Here is a 7,297-nt window from a genome sequence, read left to right as displayed (position 1 = left end):
TAACTTGATTATAAAATTCGCGGATCAAAAGTGGACGTGAAAATGAAATAATTGATAAGACAACGCTGGCACATTTGCGTGACGTGAAGTTGCCTGATGGTTTTGTTGATAATTACGCTGATGTTGATGGCTCGAATCATAGTGTTTCGTATCGTAATGGGATTCCACTGCCTGGATTGGATTAAAATCTTTTCAACGGTAATAAACTTGTAAAACCGACTAACTTTGTGGTAATTAAAGAAAAGGTTTATATAATTTGAATATGAAATCCAAAATTCTTTAGTTTTGACTATGATAAAGAAACCGAAATTTTAGGTAAAATGATATGCAGAAATGTAAAATACTCAAATCTGTTGTTTCCAATTATTCCAATTTGTAGCTGATTGTCATGTTCATATTGAAATATAATACTTTACTGTTTTTCTGTAATATGAGTTTTTTATAGACATATACACAACTTAAAAACGATACAGCCACAGACTAGTGAGTGGTTGTATCGTTTTTTAGTTCTTATCTTCTCTGAAGGTGGAAAACAATTTTTTAAAAGTAAAAAATTCGTCAACCAAACCTATTTTTTAAACTGTTTCAAATACCGACTGGCAAATAATTTATGAAACTTAACTCCCAAAGTGGGGTTAGCCGCATCAATATCTTCGTACATAGCTGTCGTGATTTTATTAAGGAGGGATGACAGCTGATCTAGTTCTGCATCAGAAAGTGACCTTACAAACGGCGGCACTTCTTGAGCAGCAGATTCAATTTCTTGTCGACCTGCAGGGGTTAAGTTGACTAAATTAACCCGGCGATCTTTTGGCGACTTAGTTAAAGTTATTAAGTCACGTTTGGCAAGTTTGTAGACAAATTCACTAGTTGACTGGGGTGACATCCCTAAACGCGTTGCAAGTTGCCGTTGCGATAGATGATCTTCATCCGATAACGCCAATAAAATTTTTCCCTGTCCTTCAACTGTCAAACGAGGTCGTGCTTGCTTGACAATATCATCGTAAATTTTGCTGAGTTGTTCATACTCTGCCAGTTTTCCTGCGGCCAATTCTGCTTTGATTTCGTTTGTCACTATGATCATCCCATTCATTTCATCGTTTTCTTAAGTATACAACATTCCAAAATTTGCGGCGAATAGTGACTTGACATTTTAATCAGGTACCCTTATTATATATTAGTCAGGTCACCTGATAAAAAGAGAGGAGTCAAAAACATGAATCACGATAGTTTAATTAAGGTAAAGAATATTCGAAAACAATTTGGAGACAAAGTAGCAGTGCAAGATGTTTCATTTGATATCAAGAAGGGCGAAATCTTTGGTTTGCTGGGGCCAAATGGCGCGGGAAAAACCACTATTTTACGGATGATGACGACCTTGTTGCGTCAAGATGCGGGAAAAATTTCGTTAAACGGCTTTGATACGCTGACTCAGGGTCGTTTAGCTCGCCAACAGTTTAGTATAACCGGGCAAACAGCGGCAATTGATCAAGATTTGACGGCTCGCGAGAATTTAATAATTTTCGGCAAACTGAATGGATTAAGTCGAGGCGATGCTAAAACCCGAGCCGTCGAACTATTAACGGATTTTGATTTAGCTAATTCCGCTGACCAAACATTAGCAACTTTTTCTGGTGGTATGCGGCGCCGATTGGATTTAGCGATTAGTTTAATTGGCAAACCCGCAATCCTATTTTTAGATGAACCAACTACCGGGTTAGATCCGCGAACACGGATGCAGATGTGGCGTGCCGTTCAAAAACTAGTTGCTGAAGGCTCGACTGTATTATTGACAACTCAATATTTGGAAGAAGCCGATCATTTGGCGAATCGAATTGCGCTCATCGATCATGGCAAAATGATTGCGATTGGAACACCAAGCGACCTAAAGAAGCACGTTGGGGGGATGCAACTTCGGATAGAAATCACCGACCAGAAATGGCGGGTGCAAGTCCAAAAAATTGCTCACGATACTTTGGCATTACCTGTTAATGTGAGTGACCGGACTCTGACAGTGTTGATTGATGATACAAGCATGCAGATGGTTCCACAGGTTTTGAATCAGCTTCAAGCTGCGAAAGTTCCCATTAGCAATTTTGCAATTGAAACTCCGCCACTGGATGACGTTTTTTTGAAGATGACAGTCGGTAAAAATTAAGGAGAAAAAAACTATGAAATCGATGACAACTAAGAATCGTTTTGTGAGCAACATCCTTACGATGACTCACCGGAATTTACTCAAAACTATGCATAATCCGGACAGTCTCAGTGATGTCGTGATTGAACCGGTGATTTTTACACTGTTGTTTGGATACCTATTTGGTGGTGTGATCGCCGGCAGTGTGCAGGCCTATTTACCAATGCTGGTATCCGGAATTTTGGTTCAAAGTATTTTAAACGCCGCTTCCGGGTCAGGCCAACAGCTGCGCGAAGATATTAACGCCGGTGTCTTTGACCGGTTTAAAACTTTGCCAATTTCACCAATTGCGCCGCTAGCAGGTCAATTAGTTGGCGACATCTTGCGGCTGTTACTTTCAGGAGTGGTTGCATTGATAACCACCTTTTTGATGGGGTGGCGACCAACAGCCGACCTGCCGATGCTTGCGGCAGCCCTATTGTTGGCCATCTTTATTGGTTGGGCTACCTCGTGGATTTTTGTGCTAGTTGGGTTAATGGCTAAAAATGCGGAGTTAATTGGCAGTTTATCTATGATTATTATTTTGGTGATGACATTTTTGTCCAATGCTTTTATTCCAGTCAAAACATTACCAAAAGTGATACAGGCCATTGTTAAAATTAACCCAGTCAGTTTGACAATCACGGCAATTAGAACAATTCTGAGCACTGGCAATTGGGGAAGTAACGCTACTTTAGTACTTATTAGTGGCGGAGTTATCATTTTGATATTTATGCCTTTAACGGTTTTAGTTTACCAACGCCGTGACTAGGCGAGACTGATTTTATCGATGTTACCGTCGAGATTATTGCCTATTCGTATGTTTTTCACAATGGTGAACCCGATGTTTTAGTTTCGCAAGATATCGATAGTGAAGTTCGTAACTTCACTAGCTCACGTAACCAAGATTTACAAAATGGCTTTGCAAAGATTGCCAATGCAGCAACAAGTGATTAATTCTAGGAAAGTGGTCTTACTATGAGAAATTTCATGGTAGGGCCTTTTTTTGTGAATCGAAGAATTTGGAGTGTAAAATAAGAGTGTCGGAAGGAGCGTTCAAAATGAAACAAATTAATTTTAAAGGGACCACTTTACCTGCCATCGGTATTGGCACCTGGCATATGGGTGACAATCCCAAAACCTTTGAGCAAGAAAAAGCCACAATTCTTTATGGCCTGCAACATGGTGCTACAGTCATTGATACGGCTGAAATGTATGGCGAAGGTAACGCTGAAACGTTAGTGGGTGAGGCATTAAAAGAGTTTGATCGTGATAAAGTTTTCTTGATTAGTAAATTTTATCCGCAAAATGCCACTAAGACTAAAATGCGACAGTCACTGGAGAATAGTTTAAAACGGTTGAAAACTAATTATCTTGATCTATATTTACTCCATTGGCGAGGAACTGTACCTTTGGTCGAAACGGTGACTGGGCTAGTTGAACTTCAAAAAGAAGGTAAGATTCGCCATTGGGGAGTTTCTAACTTTGATACGGAAGATTTAAAGGAACTTTACGCTAATCCGAATGGAGATCAGGCTTTTGCCAATGAAGATTTGTACAATCTTGCCAATCGCGGCATTGAGTTTGACCTATTACCTTGGCAACGGCAACACGGACTACCACTTATAGCTTATGCGCCAATTGATCAAGGAGATTCTCGTGGTCAGAAATTGACGCAAAATCCTGTGATTCAAGAAATTGCTAAGGCACACCAAGTTACCCCAATGCAAATTTTGTTGGCGTGGACCATTCAGACAGATGACATCATGGCCATTCCGCAAACCAGTAATGTGGCTCATATGAAACAAAATATTGAGGCTGGTAATATCAAATTATCCAACCAAGAAATGCAACAAATTGATGCCCAATTTTCTGCGCCAACTTCTAAACAATCGTTGCGGATGATCTAGATATTTTTAACTAAAGGTTGAAACTACAAAAACTTATCTTGTTGCTTGACACGAAAACGTTCATAGTAACAAAATCAGATTAAATTGCCGTCTTTCAGCAAATTTGGGCTGGAACGTAGTGGGCACGACTTGGAGCCGCAAGCCACGTCTCCAAGCTCGGCCTTTATCTAAGCGAAACCCGCTAAGATAAACGGCACTACTGAGCCCATTTGCTTCCAGACTAAGTCTAATCTTTGCAATTAACACACTGGTATAATAGATTTGATATCGGTGTTGCTGCGCATTATTAAACTACTGTTTTTGAACCAAGTCGTTTAATACTAGTTATTGAGGTAATTTTGATACTTTCAACCTTTAGATTCTTAACATAAAAACCTGCTAATCACGCTCAATATGAGAAGATTAGCAGGTTTTATTTAGCCATCAATCCGATAGATATGTTCAGTAACATCTTCCTTGGTGATTACATAAAAGCCATTTTCTTGAGACCATTCCACATAAACGAGATTGCCCAGAGTGTTGTACCCGAGCTGTTTCAAATTTTTTTGTAACCAAGTTTTGGTAAATTGGTGCGTTTTTAATACTTTTTCTTGAATATGGCCCTGATCCACCAGCATGATTGATAAAGCCTTATCTTCTTCTGAATCCATGACCAAACTAATTTGACCCGCATTTTCTAAAATAACGTGCTTGGCGTTTTTTAAAGAAAAGCATTGGTTTTGCCGAGCCATCTGCCGGAGTTGTTCTAGTTCAATTTTATTGCGATTAATTTCTCTCAAATTAAGTACACCGTTTCTGATCAGGACGGAGGGCTCACCCTTTAGCCACCGGTTAACTTTATCGTTTTTCTGAACAATTTTTTCAACGAAATAAATTAAACATCCCCAAATGGCAATTCCCAATAACAAGTGGAAAACATTGATTTTTGGGTCATAAAGCGATTCTTCTAGAATTCCGCCCAGAACTAATGTATAGATGAGATCAAATGGGGTAATATCCGACAGTGACTTTTTTCCTAATAAACGGACAACCAGTAATAGTCCCATTAAACCGATAATTAGTTTGATCATGATTAACCAAAACATCTTGTGGCCTCCTTTTTAAATATAAATTTATCGTTTGTATAAATTAATCCTAACCTAAATGGACTATTCTAAGCAAATAAAATGAGGGATTAAAGACTGAACAACAAAAAGAAAATAATTCTTGACATTCATACTGTAGCTGACTACAATACAAATATAGTGTATCAAGCTACGATAAAGAAGGGGTGAATTTCAATGGAAAAACAATTAAAGGTAGTTAAAGAGACAAAAGGGTACTGGCGTGTAATTTTTAGTAATCCACCTCGTAACCAATTCGATCCATGGACTTTTGCAGAATTAAATCATTTGATGGATGTGGCAGAAGCGGATCAAGATTTGAAAGTAATTGTTTTTGAAAGTGGTAATAAAGATTTCTTTATGGGGCATCATGATGTGGCCAAACGTTTGGAAGTTCCAGATGAGCCTGGGGCCCAACCGTTTTTCTATAAGTGGCCGGATTTTGTGACGCGTTTGATTAACAGTCCAATTATTACAATTTCCAAAGTGCGTGGTCGCGCCTATGCTCAGGGATTTGAATTTGCGCTTGCAACAGATATGATTTTTGCTGCTAAAAAAGAAGCTAAGTTTGCCTTAGTGGAAGCTGGAGGTGGTTCAATGCCAGGAGGTGGCGGCATTGAATGGCTGACTGCATTGGTTGGTCGCAGTCGGGCAATAGAAATTGTGCTTAGCGCTGATGAATACAACGGTGCACTTGGCGAAAAATATGGGTTTGTAAATCGAGCTTTTGATGATGACAAACTTGATGAATTTGTAGATAAATTGGCGCGCCGTATTGGGTCATTTGCAAAACGTTCTCTTCTTTTGGGTAAAAAAATGATTAATTCGCGAGCTAAAATGCCGACTAATGGTGAGCTGTTTCAAGCAAATTACATTTTACGTACTATTGACGATTGGCCAGAAGCTAACGCGGGTGGTCAAGAAATGTCAGATCTGGCAAAAAAATATGGTGAAGATGCAGTAGAGTTGACTCTGCCCGAAATGTTTGGGAAAAAATCAGGTAAAAACGATGAAAACAATTAATGTCGGTTTAATCGGAATTGGCACTTGGGCACAATATGGAGTTATTCCAATTTTGAATTTATTGCCGCAATTTAGACTATTGGCTATTCAAAGTCGTTCACTTAATAAAGCTCAAAATTTTGCTCAAGGCCATAAAGTGCCTTTTTATTATGATGATGAAGATAAGTTGTTACGTAATGACAAGATAGATTTGATCATGGTAACGACTCCAGCACCCACACATTTTCAATATGCTAGGAAGGCAATTTTAGCTGGTAAAAATGTTTATACAGAGTGGCCATTAACTACCAATAAAACCCAATCACAAGAATTAGTTGATTTAGCACAAGAAAATCATGTGCGCACCTTTGTTGGGTTTCAAAGAAGATATTCTCCCAGTGCCCGCTTTTTTAAGGATTTTCTAGATCAAAAAAGAATTGGTAAGATTCGTTCAGCACGTGTTTCAATCGGAGTTGAAGCCTTTGCTAGGGTTATGCCGGAAAATTATGAATGGACTACGAAATCAGAGAATTATACCGATGTGCTAACAGTAGATGTTGGGCATTTTGCTGATTTGCTTTTTCATTTGGTTGGACAACCTAATTTAGTGATTGGTTTAACGGCTAATCAATTTAAGCAAACGACTTTGTTTGATAAGAAAAATCGTACAAAGAAGGTTCCGTATGGTTTGCCTAATAATGTCACGGTAATGGGCACTTTACTGGAATCTCAGCAGTTATTTGTTATTAATGCGGAAGGTGCTCAGGATAATATTTCTGGAATGCAACTAGAAGTAACCGGTAATGATGGCGTATTAATGTTAACCAATACACGGGCATATCAAAATGAAGCAGATAATAAGCTGCTTTTACTTGATAAAAATCACGATACTTTTACAAGACTTACGATTCCGGGTAAGTATGATACACTTCCCAAAAATGATTTAGATAATAGTGTCCAAGATGCTGGTTATTACTATCAAGCGATTGCTGGTGATTTAATGAATGATAAACACACAACGCCCTCTTTTGAAACAGCAGTTCAAATGCACGAATTTATTAGTAAAATTATTGACTCAAATAAAAAATTACGAGAAGGTGAATAGA

The 7,297-nt window shown here is 38.6% G+C and carries 8 protein-coding genes; 6 read left to right on the top strand and 2 right to left on the bottom strand.

Annotation, left to right across the window (positions count from 1 at the left end):
* Positions 1–568 precede the first annotated feature (568 nt).
* On the bottom strand, positions 569–1,075 hold the full coding sequence (locus DD627_RS01595) for a MarR family winged helix-turn-helix transcriptional regulator (RefSeq protein ID WP_157077645.1): 507 nt from the start codon (positions 1,073–1,075) through the stop codon (positions 569–571).
* 141 nt (positions 1,076–1,216) lie between these two features.
* Here DD627_RS01595 and DD627_RS01590 point away from each other — a divergent pair, with 141 nt between their 5' ends.
* The 4 genes from DD627_RS01590 to DD627_RS01575 all read left to right on the top strand — a co-directional run bounded on the left by DD627_RS01590 (position 1,217) and on the right by DD627_RS01575 (position 4,086).
* Entirely contained in the window at positions 1,217–2,158 is a 942-nt protein-coding gene (locus DD627_RS01590; RefSeq protein WP_068808586.1) for an ATP-binding cassette domain-containing protein, read from the top strand.
* 13 nt (positions 2,159–2,171) lie between these two features.
* On the top strand, positions 2,172–2,948 hold the full coding sequence (locus tag DD627_RS01585) for an ABC transporter permease (RefSeq protein ID WP_068808588.1): 777 nt from the start codon (positions 2,172–2,174) through the stop codon (positions 2,946–2,948).
* 14 nt (positions 2,949–2,962) lie between these two features.
* Positions 2,963–3,133: a DUF4767 domain-containing protein gene (locus DD627_RS01580; RefSeq protein ID WP_353744024.1), complete on the top strand. Its 171-nt coding sequence runs from the start codon at positions 2,963–2,965 to the stop codon at positions 3,131–3,133.
* Between the two features lie 104 nt (positions 3,134–3,237).
* Complete coding sequence (locus tag DD627_RS01575) at positions 3,238–4,086, top strand: aldo/keto reductase (RefSeq protein ID WP_057784360.1); 849 nt, start codon at positions 3,238–3,240, stop codon at positions 4,084–4,086.
* A gap of 416 nt (positions 4,087–4,502) precedes the next feature.
* Here DD627_RS01575 and DD627_RS01570 read toward each other — a convergent pair whose 3' ends face one another.
* Entirely contained in the window at positions 4,503–5,171 is a 669-nt protein-coding gene (locus DD627_RS01570) for a DUF421 domain-containing protein (RefSeq protein ID WP_260275085.1), read from the bottom strand.
* A 195-nt stretch (positions 5,172–5,366) separates the two neighbouring features.
* Here DD627_RS01570 and DD627_RS01565 point away from each other — a divergent pair, with 195 nt between their 5' ends.
* Positions 5,367–6,212, top strand: a complete 846-nt coding sequence (locus DD627_RS01565) for an enoyl-CoA hydratase/isomerase family protein (protein ID WP_260275086.1) — start codon at positions 5,367–5,369, stop codon at positions 6,210–6,212.
* Positions 6,199–7,296, top strand: coding sequence for a Gfo/Idh/MocA family protein (locus DD627_RS01560; RefSeq protein ID WP_260275087.1), 1,098 nt, complete (start codon positions 6,199–6,201; stop codon positions 7,294–7,296). The genes DD627_RS01565 and DD627_RS01560 overlap by 14 nt, the downstream gene beginning before the upstream one ends.
* Position 7,297: the final 1 nt, after the last annotated feature.

Source organism: Pediococcus sp., from assembly GCF_003533255.1.
In the GTDB taxonomy this organism is placed as follows: domain Bacteria; phylum Bacillota; class Bacilli; order Lactobacillales; family Lactobacillaceae; genus Pediococcus; species Pediococcus parvulus.
Note: the sequence above shows the minus strand (reverse complement) of the source record. Positions and strands in the feature narration are given on the sequence as shown.

Excerpts from the sequence above, each read along its gene's own strand:
- DD627_RS01590 (WP_068808586.1), top strand. The coding sequence starts at position 1,217 with ATGAATCACGATAGTTTAATTAAGGTAAAGAATATTCGAAAACAATTT.
- DD627_RS01585 (WP_068808588.1), top strand. The coding sequence starts at position 2,172 with ATGAAATCGATGACAACTAAGAATCGTTTTGTGAGCAACATCCTTACG.
- DD627_RS01575 (WP_057784360.1), top strand. The coding sequence starts at position 3,238 with ATGAAACAAATTAATTTTAAAGGGACCACTTTACCTGCCATCGGTATT.
- DD627_RS01570 (WP_260275085.1), bottom strand. The coding sequence starts at position 5,171 with ATGTTTTGGTTAATCATGATCAAACTAATTATCGGTTTAATGGGACTA.
- DD627_RS01565 (WP_260275086.1), top strand. The coding sequence starts at position 5,367 with ATGGAAAAACAATTAAAGGTAGTTAAAGAGACAAAAGGGTACTGGCGT.
- DD627_RS01560 (WP_260275087.1), top strand. The coding sequence starts at position 6,199 with ATGAAAACAATTAATGTCGGTTTAATCGGAATTGGCACTTGGGCACAA.